Annotated in this window: 12 protein-coding genes; 1 reads left to right on the top strand and 11 read right to left on the bottom strand. The window is 53.8% G+C overall.

Annotation, left to right across the window (positions count from 1 at the left end):
* Nucleotides 1-123 precede the first annotated feature (123 nt).
* Nucleotides 124-933, bottom strand: a complete 810-nt coding sequence (gene pnuC, locus QOS01_RS05765) for a nicotinamide riboside transporter PnuC (RefSeq protein ID WP_283621493.1) — start codon at nt 931-933, stop codon at nt 124-126.
* Nucleotides 934-1,464: 531 nt separating this feature from the next.
* Between pnuC and QOS01_RS05760 the strand changes: the two genes are divergently transcribed.
* A complete protein-coding gene (locus tag QOS01_RS05760) occupies nt 1,465-2,595 on the top strand; it encodes a tyrosine-type recombinase/integrase (protein WP_283621492.1) in 1,131 nt (376 codons plus the stop codon).
* A gap of 120 nt (nt 2,596-2,715) precedes the next feature.
* On the opposite strand, the gene rplS is transcribed toward QOS01_RS05760, so the two are convergent.
* The 10 genes from rplS to smc form a co-directional block, all read right to left on the bottom strand.
* Nucleotides 2,716-3,081, bottom strand: coding sequence for a 50S ribosomal protein L19 (gene rplS, locus QOS01_RS05755; protein ID WP_047768552.1), 366 nt, complete (start codon nt 3,079-3,081; stop codon nt 2,716-2,718).
* A gap of 114 nt (nt 3,082-3,195) precedes the next feature.
* Entirely contained in the window at nt 3,196-4,629 is a 1,434-nt protein-coding gene (locus QOS01_RS05750; protein ID WP_283621491.1) for an APC family permease, read from the bottom strand.
* 11 nt (nt 4,630-4,640) lie between these two features.
* Entirely contained in the window at nt 4,641-5,399 is a 759-nt protein-coding gene (gene trmD / locus QOS01_RS05745) for a tRNA (guanosine(37)-N1)-methyltransferase TrmD (RefSeq protein ID WP_283621490.1), read from the bottom strand.
* Nucleotides 5,399-5,905 carry a ribosome maturation factor RimM gene (gene rimM / locus QOS01_RS05740; protein WP_283621489.1) on the bottom strand — a complete coding sequence of 169 codons (507 nt, stop codon included), beginning with the start codon at nt 5,903-5,905 and terminating at the stop codon, nt 5,399-5,401. Before rimM ends, trmD begins: the two co-directional genes overlap by 1 nt.
* A gap of 80 nt (nt 5,906-5,985) precedes the next feature.
* Nucleotides 5,986-6,246, bottom strand: a complete 261-nt coding sequence (locus tag QOS01_RS05735; RefSeq protein WP_222257843.1) for a KH domain-containing protein — start codon at nt 6,244-6,246, stop codon at nt 5,986-5,988.
* 12 nt (nt 6,247-6,258) lie between these two features.
* On the bottom strand, nt 6,259-6,534 hold the full coding sequence (gene rpsP, locus QOS01_RS05730; RefSeq protein ID WP_047770352.1) for a 30S ribosomal protein S16: 276 nt from the start codon (nt 6,532-6,534) through the stop codon (nt 6,259-6,261).
* A gap of 93 nt (nt 6,535-6,627) precedes the next feature.
* Nucleotides 6,628-8,076 (bottom strand): signal recognition particle protein, encoded by a 1,449-nt coding sequence (gene ffh, locus QOS01_RS05725; RefSeq protein ID WP_283621488.1) that lies wholly within the window; start codon nt 8,074-8,076, stop codon nt 6,628-6,630.
* A gap of 3 nt (nt 8,077-8,079) precedes the next feature.
* Complete coding sequence (locus QOS01_RS05720; RefSeq protein ID WP_283621487.1) at nt 8,080-8,421, bottom strand: putative DNA-binding protein; 342 nt, start codon at nt 8,419-8,421, stop codon at nt 8,080-8,082.
* Between the two features lie 12 nt (nt 8,422-8,433).
* Complete coding sequence (gene ftsY / locus QOS01_RS05715) at nt 8,434-9,978, bottom strand: signal recognition particle-docking protein FtsY (protein ID WP_283621486.1); 1,545 nt, start codon at nt 9,976-9,978, stop codon at nt 8,434-8,436.
* Nucleotides 9,979-9,980: 2 nt separating this feature from the next.
* Nucleotides 9,981-13,553, bottom strand: coding sequence for a chromosome segregation protein SMC (gene smc / locus QOS01_RS05710; RefSeq protein ID WP_283621485.1), 3,573 nt, complete (start codon nt 13,551-13,553; stop codon nt 9,981-9,983).
* Nucleotides 13,554-13,564 lie beyond the last annotated feature (11 nt).

Below are 13,564 nucleotides of genomic sequence, written 5' to 3'. Positions count from 1 at the left end.
TTTCTTTTGATTAGGGATACTCAAAAGTCTATCACAAATGGCTTTTTTGTTTTTCTAACTTAATTTTACAAACCGGGTCTATAAAAATAAAAGGACTGGCCTCCCAATCCTCTTTATTATTACTTATTTAGTAGGCTTCCAATTAAATAGACCCAACACTGATGTAGCAAAATAAAATACATAATTAAGTGTCATTGCGAGTGCGGTACCGCTAAATCCAGCTTGTACGATAGTTGTTACGAACAGCAGGATTTGTGCCACGTCACTCAACAGCCAAATCTTGTAAGTGAATGAGTATCGGCGGAAGCATAACCAACTTGCTACGGCACCCATGGCCAATACGAGACTATCAAATATAGGTTGCTGATCATTTAGGACAACGCCAACAAAGTATAGTAAGATCCAAGCAATCACCATAGATAAGAATGTATAGAGATAACCCCGCTTAGTCAGTTTCTTAATATCAGCAGTATCCCCGCGTCCCCACGTTCTCCACGTGAACAGTAACTCAACATCAATCAAGAAGAAAAATACTAACTGATCGAACGCCGCAAAGTAATGCTGCTGTGCTAGATTAACAATAATAAAACCAATCAATGAAATCGCACCAAACAGACCGTTGATACTACGGGAAGTCATTCTTTCCCCTGTAATTGGATCCGTACCTGAAGCGGCCATAGCACACGTACATAATGAGCCCGCAATTGTCGCAAAGAGACTTACCATTGATAGCCAATTAATTTGATTTAGAGCAAAGTTCATTAACTGTGCCCCTACAATGAATGCAAATAGAATCCACGGCATTCTATCCCAACCAGATAGCTGATTCTTTAACCATTGCCAATACGTACCTACAAATTTTCCGTCCACTACCAATAGTTCCTTTGAGTTTCTCATCTTAAAAATTCCCTCTTCCTTATTTTTAGCTTTCACCCTAAACGGGCCGCTTATCCGAGCTTTCGCCCTTTTCAAAATTTAATGTTTAATGCCCAATTCAAAAATAGTTAATAGTTTTAACTCATCTCTTGACATCTTAGTTTCTTTGGGTATTGCCAATGATAAGCAATCTAACAGGCTGAACAAAAGTGATGACAAATATGCAATAATTGAAAAAATACTCAGAGCAACTATTAATAAGCCTGCTGAGTATGAAAATAATACATGTAATTTAGTGAGCTCGTATATTAATTTAACTAATTTTGGCTATGACCTTTGCAAATGTATTTTTGAATAAGTAACTCAATTGCGGCTACCTGTTCACTATTTAGAACCGTCCTGTCGACTCCTTGAAAGCTATCATGTAATATAACCTGACCATCGATAATTTCAAATGGGCTTTCATCAGACATTTTTGCACCTCGAACATTAGTTTACTTAATTATAACAAACAAATTAACCCGTCGAAATCGACGGGTTTAAAAAGTACTACTAGAGAACACACATTCGATGAAAGGAGGTGAAAACATGTTTATTCAAAAATCAGGTAAAAAATATCGTCTGGTTGACAGGTATAAAGACCCGCTAACGGGCAAACTGAAGCGAGTGACTGTTGGTATTCCGGATAAGCGTAAAAGCACTGTCAAGCAAGCTAGAATTGTGCTCAATAAGAAAATCGAAAAGAAACTAAATGAGGTTCAACAAGGCACTATAACTCACGGGGTTACGCTTGGACAGGTGCTTGATGAGTATAAAGCTGAATCTAAAAATCGTGTGCGGCGGTCAACCTACTACAATCACTTAACTATGCTTAAAGTAATGCGTGATTACTTCGGTGAAGACGCTCTAGTAGAACGCATTACGTCAAAGGCGATTATTAAGTTCATTGAAGATCTTATGTATGGTGATAGAAGAATATCGAGCGGATACGCTTCAAAATACAAATACTTCTGTCACACCGTTATGGAGTTTGCTGTTAAAAATTCCTATGTAAAAAAGAACCCCGTTGACGGTATCGAGATTGATTACAAGACACCTGTCAGTGGGGTCAAAATTAAAAATAAATTTTTGGAGGACGACGAGCTTAAGGCGCTTTTTAATTACGCTTATGCACATAATACCACTTATGCTCAATTGTGCGAATGGCTTTATCTAACTGGCTCACGAATTGGCGAAGCAACGTCTCTTGGGTTTGATGATGTATACAAGCAAGACGGTAGATGGGTAGTAGACATCACCGGTACGCTTGACTATGATCATGTCAAAATAGCCGATCAGAAGAAAGCTAGCAATCCTAAAACAGCTTCGTCTGTACGAACCGTAATACTACCGTCAAAGGCCGTTAAGATTTATCAGGAACGAATAAAAGCCACCGGTGGTCATGGATTTATTTTCTGCACGTCTAATGGGACGCCGATTCAATCTTCTACAATAAATACTTTCCTGCGCAAAGCAAAGGCAGATCTTAAAATTGACAAGCCACTAAGCAGTCACATTTTCCGCCACACTCACATTTCAAAACTGGCCGAACTTGGTGTACCGATCCATGTCATTCAAAAACGGGTTGGTCATGCGGATAGTAAAGTTACCCGACAAATTTATCTGCACGTCACCGAAAAGGCAGTCGAAAAGGAGGCACCTAAACTTGAAAAACTTTAATTTTGACAATAATCTGACAATAATCCGTTTGCAGTATTATTTTTTGTTGTCTTTTTCGTAAAGGAATTAAATTTAAAAACAAAAGAGAACCCTTGTCTATCAAGGGTTCTCGCGGTTAGATTACTTTTCTTCGTCGCGACGCTTTTCGGCGATACGAGTAGCCTTACCAGTACGTGCCCGCAGGTAGTACAGCTTAGCACGACGTACACGACCATGACGCAGAACGTCAATCTTAGCAACCCGTGGTGAGTGGACTGGGAAGGTCCGTTCCACACCGACACCGTTACTGATCTTCCGAACGGTGTAAGTAGCGCTGATACCAGCACCGTGACGCTTGATAACAACCCCTTCGAACATCTGGATACGTTCGTGGGAACCTTCCACGATCCGGGCGTGAACACGAACAGTGTCCCCGGCACGGAAGTCTGGAATATCATCACGTAATTGACTTGCAGTAATCTTTTCGATTAACTTATTTTGACGCATAAAATTTCTTTCCTTTCGCCGACATTCATGTCCTCAAGCGGGCAGCGGAATACCGTTATTCACGGCTAAACAGCCAATAACTACTATACATGCTTTTCCCCTGACTTTCAAGGGTCAATCCCCATGTTCCTGGTTAATTATCGAGTGCTGCAGCCCGTAGGCAAAGTAAATCACCAGGCCAACCACAAACCAGCCGACCATCAGGATCTTCGCGTCCCGGTTTAGTCCCCAGAAAATCACCGCCGAAAATAGCGCTGAAATCGTTGGCAATACCGGATACCAGGGCATCTTAAACTGCGCGTCCGGCAGGTCCTTCCCCTCCCGGGGGCGCAGGGCGTAAATTCCCAGCGAGACGAAGATGAAGGCCACCAGGGTCCCCGCCGACACCAGGGTTGCCAAGAAGGTAAACGGGAAGACCGACCCCAGGATCATCGCCAGAAAGGTGATGACCCACAGGGCATGGTTGGGCACGTGGCGACCATCCACCACGCCCAGAGTCTTCGGCAACAGGCCGTCCCGGCCAAAGGCGTAGATCAGCCGTGACGACGCCAGCAGAATCGCAATCAGCGCCGAGAAGATGCCGACAATTGCCACAATCGACAACAGGTTAGCCGTCAGATAATGACCGGACTGGCGGAGGGCCCAGGCCGCCGGCTCTGCATTATTGGCGTAGCGGGAGTACTTAAACATCCCCACCAGCACCAGCGACACGGCGATAAAGAAGCCGGTCCCCAGCACCAGGGTCCCGATCAGCCCCCGGGGCATCGTCTTCTGCGGGTTCTTCGTCTCCGCCGTATTGGCCGCAATTGCGTCAAAGCCCACGTAGGCAATGAATATCTGCGCGGTCCCGGCAATGATCCCCTGCCAGCCACCAAAGCTCGTGCCCGGCCGGTGTGGCGGAATAAACGGGACGTAGTTTTTCGTCTGGATCGCCGTCGCCCCAACGACCACGAACATGATGATCACCAGGAGTTTGATGGAAACGATAAAGTTCTCAATCCGGCTGACCTGGTGGACACCCCGCGAGATCAGGATACCGACCACCAGGATGGCCAGGGCCGCCAGGATATCGACGTACGACCCCTTCGCCGGGTTAAAACCCCCGGTCAAGGCCACCGGCAGCTTGATCCCCAGGCTGGCTAGAAAGCCCTGCATGTAGGCCGACCAGCCCGAGGCGACAAACGCCACCGAGATGAAGTACTCCGCCAGTAGGGCCCAGCCGGCCACCCAGCCGAAGAATTCACCAAAGAGGACGTTGATCCAGGAAAAGGCCGACCCGGCAAAGGGCAGGACCGAGGACATCTCAGCGTAGGCCAAGGCGGACAGGCCCGCACCGATTGCCGCCACGATGAAGGCCAGCGGCACGGCCGGGCCGGTGTGCTCGGCGGCCACGATCCCCGGCAAGGTGAAGATGGCGGTTCCGACTACCATCCCCGTCCCCAGGCCGATCAGGTCAATCGTCCGCAGGCTCGGCGTCAGCTTGGCGTCCTTCTGCTGATAAACACCCGGGTCCTGCTTCCAAAACAATCGTTCAATTAACTTTCTCATTGTTACCACCGTTAGTCAGGAACGTCCGGATCCTCGTCCAGCTTGATGTCCTGGAGCATTAACTGCTGCTCCCGGCTCAACTTTGCCGTCTTGAGGAGGTCCGGCCTGCGGTGGAGGGTCCGCCGCAGGGACTCTCTCATCCGCCATTCCTTGATCTTCTGGTGGTTACCACTGGTCAGGACTTCGGGAACCTTCATCCCCCGGAAATCCGCCGGCCGGGTGTATTGGGGGTACTCTAAAAGGCCGTTAGAGAAGGAATCGCCCATCGGGGAGGCCATGTTGCCCAAGACCCCGGGAACGAAGCGGACCGTGGCGTCAATCATCACCATCGCCGCCAGCTCGCCCCCGGTCAGGACATAGTCACCCAGGGAGGCCTCATCGGTCACTAGCTGGCGAATTCGCTCGTCGTAGCCCTCGTAGTGGCCGCAGATAAAGGTCAGGTGCTCTTCCTGTGACAGCTCCTGGGCGTACTCCTGGTCAAAACGCCGGCCGGCCGGATCCATCAGGATGACCCGGCCCTTGGGGTACTTCCCCTCGTTTTCCTTATCGATTGCCGCCATGGCATCAAAGATTGGCTGCGGCTGGAGGAGCATCCCGGCACCCCCACCAAACGGGGCATCGTCAACGTGGTTATGTTTATCCGTCGTGTAGTCGCGGAAATCCGTCACCTTGATGTCCAAGAAGCCACTCTCCTGGGCCTTACCGATAATCGACTCGCCCAGCGTGGCCTGGAACATGTCCGGGAACAGGCTTAAAATATCAATCTTCATTATTCCAACCCCTCCATCAATTCAACCAGGACCTGGTGGTTTTCAAGGTCGACCTTCTTAACCACATCGTCAATCACCGGCAAGAGGAGGTCCTCCTTGTCCGGCCGGTCCACGACCCAGACGTCATTTGCCCCCGGGGCCATGATTTCCTTAATCGTGCCCAGCTCCTCGCCTTCCAGGGTTTTCACGGTTAGGCCGATGATCTGCCGGTAGTAGTACTGGCCGTCTTCCAAGGGCTGCTGGTCTTCTTCCGTGACCATCAGCTCGTGGTCCCGAAAGTTCAGGACGTCGTTGATGTTGTCGTAGCCCGCGAACTTGACCAAGAGGAAGCCCTTGTGCTGGCGGGCCTTTTCAACAGTTAGTTCCAGCGGGCCCTCCTTCATATCCAGGTAGAGCTTATGGTCCTTCGCAAAGCGCTCCTTCACAAAGTCGGTGGTTGGCATGACCCGGACCTCACCACGGATGCCGTGGGTATTAACGATTTTTCCAACATTAAAGAAATCCATTTTTGCCTCCTTATCACAAATGTGCATAAAAGCTGAAAGAGGCTGGAGAAAACACAAGGTTTTTCCCCAGCCTCTTTTTATTAGTGACGATGATCATTAATCAGTAACCGGACTTTTTTAGAGTTGGAACGCCGAGAACGGGCCCCCTCAACAACGGTACGTAACGCCGCCGCAACATGTCCCTGCCGACCAATCAGCCGACCGACATCCCCCGGGTCAACATCAACAATGTATTGATGGTAACGGCCGCTATCGTCTTGGGTAATGGATAGGGCATCCGGACGGTTTAAAAGTGGGGTTACTAAACTACGAATCAGCGCCTCTATATCTGTCTCAGTCATGATAACTCATCACTACTTCTTTGCGTACTTAGCTTCGTGGTACTTCTTCATAACGCCAGCCTTTTGAAGCATGTTACGAACAGTGTCGGATGGTTGGGCACCCTTTTGAAGCCAATCCATAACAGCGTCTTCATCAAACTTGACTTCCTTAGGAGTAGTCAATGGGTTGTAAGTACCTAAAGCGGTAATGAAACGACCGTCACGTGGTGAACGTGAGTCGGCAACAACGATCCGGTAGAATGGACGCTTCTTAGAACCCATACGCTTTAAACGAATTTTAACAGACATTTTTGCACCTCCCTGAATTCTTTTAACAGGTAATAATATACCAGTCTTAGAAGAGAATGTAAAGTAGTTTTTCTTGACAGGCTAAATTATTTTCTATTTCCGCTTCTTGCGGAGCTTGCGCAGCTTCTTAATCCGCTTGGCCTTGTCCTTCTTCATCTTGCGGGCCATCCGGTTCATCGCCATCTGCCCCATCTTACCGCCTGGCATCTGACCGCCAAACATGTTCTGCATGCCGCTCATGTTCCCGTTGGTGACCTGCTTCATCATCTTCCGCATCTGGTTGAACTGCTTGATCATCCGGTTAACTTCCACGATTGGCCGGCCCGCCCCTGCGGCCAGGCGCCGCCGCCGGCTCGGGTTCATCAGGTCGGGGTTCTCCCGCTCCTCAGGGGTCATCGAGAGGACGATGGCCTTGATGTGGGTAAACTGCTTCGGGTCAATGTTGATGTTCTTTAGGGCCGGGTTATTGGCCATCCCCGGCATCATCTTGATGATATTTTCGATGGGGCCCATCTTGGTGACCTGGTCCATCTGGGCGAGAAAATCGTTGTAGTCAAAGGTGTTTTCCCGCATCTTGTCCATGGTCTCTTGGGCCTGTTCTTCGTCGAAGTTCTTCTGGGCCTTTTCGATCAGGGTCATCATGTCCCCCATGCCCAGGATCCGTGAAGCCATCCGGTCGGGGTGGAAGACGTCCAGGTCTTCCATCTTTTCCCCTTCACCGACGAACTTGATTGGCTTCCCGGTGACGGCCCGGATTGACATGGCGGCCCCACCACGGGTGTCCCCATCCAGCTTGGTCAGGACAACCCCGGTGATGTCGAGCTTGTCGTCAAATCCCTGGGCGGTGTTGACCGCGTTTTGCCCGGTCATCGAGTCGATTACCAGGAGGATTTCGTCCGGGTTGACCAGCTTCTTGATGTTGGCCAGTTCGTTCATCAGCTGTTCATCGATCTGTAGGCGCCCGGCCGTATCGATGATCACGTAGTCGTTGTGGTTTTGCTTGGCAACTTCCATCCCCTCGCGGACGATCTCCACGGGGTCAACGTCGGTCCCCTTCTCAAAGACCGGCACGTCGATTTGGTCGGCCACCTGTTGCAGCTGGGTGATGGCAGCTGGCCGGTAGACGTCGGCCGCGATGAACAGTGGCCGGGCGTGGTCCTCGTTCTTCAACCGCAGAGCTAACTTCCCCGCGGTGGTCGTTTTACCGGCCCCTTGGAGCCCAACCATCATGATAACCGTTGGAATGTGCTTGGCTTTGTTGAGGGGAACGGCTTCCTCCCCCATCAGCTTGGTCAATTCCTCGTTAACGATCTTGACGATTTGCTGGGCGGGGTTCAACCCCTTCAGCACTTCGGCCCCGGCGGCCTTTTCCCGGACCGTCTTTACGAAGTCCTTAACGACCTTAAAGTTAACGTCGGCTTCCAGGAGGGCGAGGCGGATTTCCCGCATCGTTTCCCGGAGGTCCGCTTCCGTGACCTTAGGCTTGCGCCGTAGTTTTTCCATCGCCTTTTGCAGGCGCTCAGTTAATCCTTCAAATGCCATTGTTTATTCTTCCTCCAAACTTTCCAAATGGCCAACCAAGTCGTTCAGCTTGGCATCGTCTGGGTAGTGGGTACGCACGTAATTTTGGATCTCGTCTGCCTGCTTATTGCGCGCCTGAAACTCGGCGTAAAGGTGCAACTTGGCCTCGTAGTCTTCCAAAATATTCTCTGTCCGCTTGATATTATCATAAACCGCCTGGCGACTCACGTGAAAGTTCTCGGCAATCTCGCCAAGAGAGTAGTCATCCCCGTAGTAGAGCTCCAGGTAGTCGTTTTGCTTCTTGGTCAAGAGCGGCTGGTAAAACTCAAAGAGGGAGTTAATCCGGTAGTTCTTTTCAATTTCCATCGTGAACTCTCCCTAGTCGACCTCGACCAGGCCCTTGAAGAGGCCGTAAACGAAGTCGCTGGCGTTGAACTTCTGCAAGTCATCGACCTTTTCACCAAGGCCCACGTACTTGACGGGCAGGTGGAGTTCGTTCCGGATTGCCAGGACAATCCCCCCACGGGCCGTCCCGTCAAGCTTGGTCAGGACAATCCCGGTGACGTCCGTACTCTGCTTAAAGAGCTTGGCCTGGTTGAGGGCGTTTTGCCCCGTCGTGGCGTCCAAGACCAGCAGGACTTCGTGAGGCGCGTCCGGAATCTCCCGGGTCAGAATCCGCTTCATCTTGGCCAGCTCGTTCATCAGGTTGACCTTGTTCTGTAGCCGGCCAGCTGTATCAACGAAGAGGATGTCGTAGTCCTCCTTCTTGGCCTTTTGGACCGCGTCGAAGACTACCGCCGCCGGGTCGCCGTTCTCTGGCCCGGTGACGATGTCGACACCGTCACGCTTGGCCCAGACATCCAGCTGTTCCGTGGCCCCGGCCCGGAATGTGTCGGCGGCCGCCAGCAGGACCTTCTTGCCCTGCTTCTTGAAGAGGGCTGCCATCTTCCCGATGGTGGTCGTCTTCCCGGCCCCGTTGACGCCGACGAACATGATCACGGTCGGGCCTTCCTTAGCCATCTGCAAGGCTGGTTTCTCGTCCTTGCCGGCCTCGTCGTAGAGGTCCACCATCTTCTCGATGATGACGTTCGAGACGTCCTGCTTGCTCTTGGCGTTCTCCAGCTTAACCTCTTCTCTGAGCTCATCACTGAGTTTCATCGCCATGTCGTAGCCGACATCGGATTCAATCAGCATGTCCTCCAGGTCGTCGAAGAAGTCCTCGTCGACGTGGCGGAAGTTGGCCAAGAAGCGGTTCAGCCGGGCACCGAATCCGGTCCGCGACTTCTCCAACCCCTTGTCGTACTTCTTCTCTGTCTTATCTTCCGTATCCGCTGCCGAGGCCGCACTATCCGCTGGTTCGGGTGCGGTCGATGCGGGCGTCGTCGGTTGGGTTGGTGCGGTGCTGGCTGGTGCTGGCTCGGTAGCGCTTGTTGGCGCTGGGGCCGTCGGCTGGGCACTGGTGGATGCTGGCTCAGTAGGCGCAGTTTCACTGGCGGATGCTGGCTCAGTAGGCGCAGTTTCACTGGCGGATGCCGGTGCTTCACTTGGTGCAGTTGGGGCCGCACTCACTGCTGCCGGTTCCGGTGTCGTTGGTTCGGCACTAGCCGGCTCAGTTGGCTGCGGCTGCTCACTGGCCACACTGCTTGGTGCGGTCGTCGGCTGCGTTGGTTCTGGAGCCGTTGTTGGCTGAATCACTGCCGGCTCAGTGGCCGTGGTGGCCGGCGTTGGTTGGGCCGCCGGTTGACTCTCGGCAGGCGTCGATTGCGTTTGCGCAGGGGCCGGCGGCGTCACCTGGACCGCCTCACTAGCGGGGGTCGTCGGCTGGGCGCTGGCCGCTGACGCTGGTGTGGTCGGGGCGCTAGGAGCTGCCGATTCTTCCTGTTTTTTCTTTTTATGACGGCGGAAAATATCAAATAATCCCATGACTATTCCTCCTCGTTTTCTTCATTCAAGTTTTCAACGACATCGACGGAGACCATCTTGGAGACTCCGGACTCCTGCATGGTGACCCCGTACAAGACATTGGCCCCCATCATCGTTCCCTTCCGGTGGGTAATCACGATGAACTGTGGCCCCGTCTTGCCGAAGCGGTTGAGGTAGTTGGCAAAGCGCTGCACGTTGACCTCATCAAGCGCCGCTTCCGGTTCGTCTAGGATGGCAAACGGTACCGGCCGGACCTTCAGGATGGCAAACAGCAGGGTAATCGCGGTCAGGGCCCGTTCCCCACCGGACAGCAGGTTCATGTGCTGGTTCTTCTTGCCCGGTGGCTGGGCCATGATGTCAACCCCCGTGTTCAAGAGGTCGTGGGGGTCGGTCAAGACCAGTTTGGCCTGGCCGCCCGCGAAGATCTGCTGGAAGGTCTCGTTGAAGGCTGCCGAAACCTTCTTAAAGGTTGCGGTGAAGCGCTGCTCAACCTGGCCGTCCATCTCGGCCATCGTCTGTTTGAGCTGGTCGCGGGACTCCAGGAGGTCGGTCTGCTGCCCCTTCAGGAAGTCATATCGTTCCTTGACCCGGTCGTACTCCTCGATGGCACTAACGTTGACCTCGCCCAGCTCGGCAATTCCCCGCCGCAAGAGCTTCAGACGAATTGCTAACTGCGAATCACTAATTTCCTTGTCAACCTTCTGGCGGGCCTCGTCAATCGTCATTGAATAGTTATCGTTCAGGCGGTTAAGCAGCTGGTCAATCTTGCCCTCGCTGCGGACCCGCCGTTCGTTTAAGTCGTTTAAATCATCCTTGGCCGCCCGTTCGAGTTCCTGGAGGCGCTGGTGGTCGTTTTCGGCCGCCGCCACCTGGTCCTCGACCTGGCTGACCTGCTGGTTCAGCTCCTTCAGCTGGGCCTGGTGGGCCGCCAACTTCTTCTTGGCCGTTGCCAGGGCTGCCGCCGTGGACTCCGTACTATCATCCGCCGACTGGAGTTCCTGGGCGAGCTGGTCACGCTGGCTGCGGAGCTGGTCGGCCGCCGCATCCAGTTCGGCCAGCTGGTGGTCGAGGCCTTGTTCTTGCCGGGCATACTGCTGGCTGCGTTCCTCGGCCACCGCCAGCCACTGTCTGAGCTGGTGAATCCGCTCGCTCTGACTATCGGCATCCGTCTGAAGGGCCCGAATCTGCTGGTTAACCTGCTGGGTCGCTTTTTGGACCTTGGCCAACTGCTGGTCGGTATCCTCCTGGGCCGCCTGGTTATCGGCCAAAGCGGACTGGAAGTCCTGGTGCTGGTTATCCTGGAGGGCGGACTGGCGCTTCAGGGTGTTGATCTGGCGGTCAACTTCTGCCTGCTGGTCGGCCAGGACCCTGGATTGGCCCTGGGCATCCTGCAGCCGCCCCTGGTAACCGTGTAGTTCCTCCTGAAGGGCGGTTACCTGGGCCTGGCCCCGCTGGTGGGAGGCCTGTAAAGCTGCCACCCACTTTTCCAGTTGCTTTGCCTGGTCCTGTTGGCGCTTCAAGAGGGCGTCCAGTTCCTTACCCGACTGCTTCTGACTGAGCAGGCCGTGCTGGTGGTGACGGTTCGCCCCACCGGTCATCGCCCCGCTGGCGTTGATCAGCTGGCCGTCCAGGGTCACCACCCGTAACTGGTGGTGGCCGGCCCGGGCAACCGCCGTGGCGTGGTCGAGGTTGTCAACGATGACCGTGTTAGCCAGGAGGTGGTTGACAATAATCTGGTAGCGGTCTTCGTACTTGATCAGATCGGTGGTCCGGCCAACGTAGCCCGGCAGGTTAGCCACCGTCGGGCTGACCGTCACCGGCCGCCGGGAACTCAGGGTGTCCAACGGCAGGATGGTCACCCGCCCGGCGCGCTGGCTGATCAGGTAGTGAATGATTTGCTTCCCGGTTGCCTGGCTGTCGACCACCAGCTGCTGGAGCTGGCCGCCAAGGACGGTTTCAATCGCCGTCGTCAGCTTGGCCGGCACCTCAACCAGCTCACTGACCGCCCCGGCGAGACCAGGAAACTGGCGGCGGTTTTTCAGGACCGCCTGGACGCCCCGGTAGTAGCCAGCATATTCGTCTTCCATTGCCCGGAAGTTCTTGATCCGGGACTCGGTCGAGTGGGCATCCCCGAGGGCCTGGTACCACTGCCGCTGGGTCTCCTGGTACTGGTTCGTCAGGTCGGATAATTTCTGTTGGGTATCAGTTAGCTTGGCCTGGCAGTCCTTAACCTGGGCCGTCAACTGGTCAATCTTGTCCTGGGCCGCTTGTCCCTGCTTTTCCAGGGCCGCGCGCTTCTCCTGGCGGGCGGCCAGGTCAGCGTTACTCTGTTTCTCCTGGCTCAACCGCTGCTGGTGACCCTGCTTCAGAAAGTTCTCCTGGTTGTGGAGGGTCGTCTGCTTCTGGAGGAGGTCAATCTGCTGGTCGCGCAGGTGGTTGAGGCGGTCCTGGAGCTTAGCAATCTGCTCCTGGCCGGTCAGCTGTTCAGCATCCGCCAAGTCCGCCTGGTGGCTTTCAACAGCCGCCTGGTGGCTGGCTTCCTGCTTCTTGAGGTCCGCCAACTGGTCCTGGATTGAACTAACGGCGGCCGCATTCTTGGCCAGTTGTTCCTGGAGGCGGTCCTGCTCACGTTCTTGCTGCTGGTGCTTGACCGTGGAGACCGACTGCTTGGAATTGTAGCCGGCAATCAACTCGGTCTGCTGGAGAATCGCCTGCTGGAGGCGGTCCTTTTCGTTCAGGAGGTCCGCCCGCTGTTTCTTTAATTCGGCCAGCTTGCTAGCGGCCGCCTTGGCTTGGTCCTGGTACTGGTCAGCCAACTGCTTAGCCTGGTCGACCTTGCCCGTCGTGGCCGCCATTTGCTCGTGCACGCGGTCGTAGTTACGGACCAACTGAGTGCGGTCAAAGCGGTCCAGCTGCTCTTTTTGTTCGAGGTAGTCCTTGGCCAAGGCACTCTGGTCCGCCAAGGGTTCCAGCTGACTATTCAGCTCACTGATGATGTCATTGACCCGGTTAAGGTTATCCATCGTGGCGGACAGGCGCTTTTCGGCGGTCTCCTTGTTCTTCCGGTACTTGGCAACCCCGGCGACCGCTTCAATAATCGCCCGCCGGTCAGCCGGTTTCCCGTTGAAGACCGCTTCAATCCGGCCCTGGGAGATGATGGAGAAAGACTCCCGGCCCAGGCCCGAATCGATGAAGAGGTCAACGATGTCCTTTAGCCGGACCTTCTGCCCGTTGATCAAGTACTCACTGTCCCCGTTGCGGTAGAGCTTCCGGGTGATCGTCAGCTCGGTGAAGTTGCTGGCCAGGTAGTGGTCACTGTTATCAAAGGTGATAGAGACCAGCGCCCGGTTCAGTGGGGCCCGGTCGGCGGAACCGTTGAAGATCACGTCGGCCATCTTGTCCCCACGGAGGTGACGGGCCGACTGTTCACCCATCACCCAGCGGATGGCTTCGATGATATTGCTCTTCCCGCTACCGTTGGGGCCGACGATCCCGGTCATTCCTTCTTCAAATTTAATCGTGGTTTTGTGCGCAAATGATTTAAAACCATCTAAAGTTAACGACAATAATTGCATGCTTATCTTCT

Origin of the sequence: Limosilactobacillus avium (genome assembly GCF_947381485.1) — a bacterium.
Taxonomy (GTDB): domain Bacteria; phylum Bacillota; class Bacilli; order Lactobacillales; family Lactobacillaceae; genus Limosilactobacillus; species Limosilactobacillus avium.
This window is presented reverse-complemented; position numbering and strand designations above follow the sequence as displayed.